The 1544-nt window shown below is 47.7% G+C and carries 2 protein-coding genes; both read right to left on the bottom strand.

Translation table 11 applies throughout. The annotated features are described in order from the left end of the window. Window positions 1-454 precede the first annotated feature (454 nt). Window positions 455-1024 carry a site-specific integrase gene (locus VU18_RS16920; protein WP_047758646.1) on the bottom strand — a complete coding sequence of 190 codons (570 nt, stop codon included), beginning with the start codon at window positions 1022-1024 and terminating at the stop codon, window positions 455-457. Between the two features lie 181 nt (window positions 1025-1205). Then, window positions 1206-1544: M15 family metallopeptidase (locus VU18_RS16915; RefSeq protein ID WP_047758645.1), on the bottom strand; the 339-nt coding region annotated here is incomplete at its 5' end.

Raw genomic sequence — 1544 nt, 5'->3', positions numbered from 1 at the left:
TCAACTAGCACCACGGGTAATTTATTAATAAACCGGTTTCACATCGCATCATAATCCGTAAGTTAGCAGGAAATTTATGTCCTATGTTTTTTGTAAATTATTTTCGCACCAGACCGGTGAATTTGTACACAACCTTTCCAACCCCCGTTTTTTATCTGTCTTTTTGGGATAAAGCATTTTGCAATTATATTTGTGTCAGAAAATAAATTATTTAATATAAACATGACACGGCAACAATAAAAAAAGATAAAGTTAATGAGAGAAGCGGCTTTTTTCAGCATGTTTTACCATTGATTCAGCACTTGGAGATGATCATGTGTTTTTCTTTTTGATTGAACTTTTCCCTTCTCCCGCAGCGATGCGCTGATTGGCTGCCTGAAGATGCTTCGCATGGCTGCGGAATGAGTCTGCTTTCACAATGGCTTCCTTGAGAAGACCGGCGCGAGCACTCATGCTATAAGTCCAGCTTCATCGTTACTTCATCGATTTGCTCCTGCGTAATGCCGATGTAGCGAAGCGTTTCGGCCTGGCTGGAGTGATTGAGGATTTTTTGGATCATGGCCAAGTCAGTTCCTTGTTTGTATGCGAAATAGCCGAACGTTTTGCGCAGGGAGTGGGTGCCGATGCGATCCACAATCCCAACTGCTTTGGCGGCCCGGTTCAGGATGTAGTGGGCATGCTGGCGGCTGATCGCCCGGCCTCCTTTTTGGCTGCGAAACAGCGGCTCGTCGCCGCGGGCGTGCGGCCGCTCCTGCGCTAAATACAGCTCGATCAGGCGGCGAGTTTTTCGGTTCAGTGCGACAACCCGAGTCTTTTTTGTCTTCTTTTCCACGATCTCAATACGTTCGACAACGCCTTTTTGGTTCCTCACATCCCCAACCCTCAGAGCCAAAATATCGCTGATCCGCAGCCCCGTATTGATCCCGATCGTAAAAAGGAGCTCGTCTCTCAATGACGAAGCACGCAAAATCTTTTTCATCGCTTCGATTTTTTCCCTATCTTTGATTGGCTGGACGGTATGCAAAATATGACACCCCCTTGTCCATAAGGGAGATGAGTAAGATTTTTGGACAAAAAGCGGGAGAGCGGCAAAGCGGCTTCGTGTTGCTTCCTTCAACGTATTTAACGTCAGACAAAAATCTGACATAACGTGCTTTTGTCAGATTTAAAAAAATCCCCTCCACTTTCGGAAGGGGCGAGACAGTCTATTTTTTAGCCACGACAGCGGACGGCGGCTTTTTTCCTGCCCGCAGCTGTGCAAGCGAAAGGCCAAATGTATATTGAAAATGGGGGTAATCTTTGAAGCTTTTCCAATCCCCGCCCCATTCAAGGCCAAGCGACTTTCCGATCTGACCGACGCGAAACCACCGGCGGTCGAGGCTCCAGCTGGGGATCAGCGTCCCCTTGAAAACATTGCAGACACAAACGTCAAACGCCAATCCAAAATTATGATAACTGTATCCTCCCCGGGCGTTCGTAACGATCCGCCCAGGTTTCGTCCGCCCCAGCGCATACAGGCGGTTCTGTTCCTCGATGGTTCGAAA

The organism is Geobacillus sp. ZGt-1 (assembly GCF_001026865.1).
GTDB lineage: Bacteria > Bacillota > Bacilli > Bacillales > Anoxybacillaceae > Geobacillus > Geobacillus thermoleovorans.
This window is presented reverse-complemented; position numbering and strand designations above follow the sequence as displayed.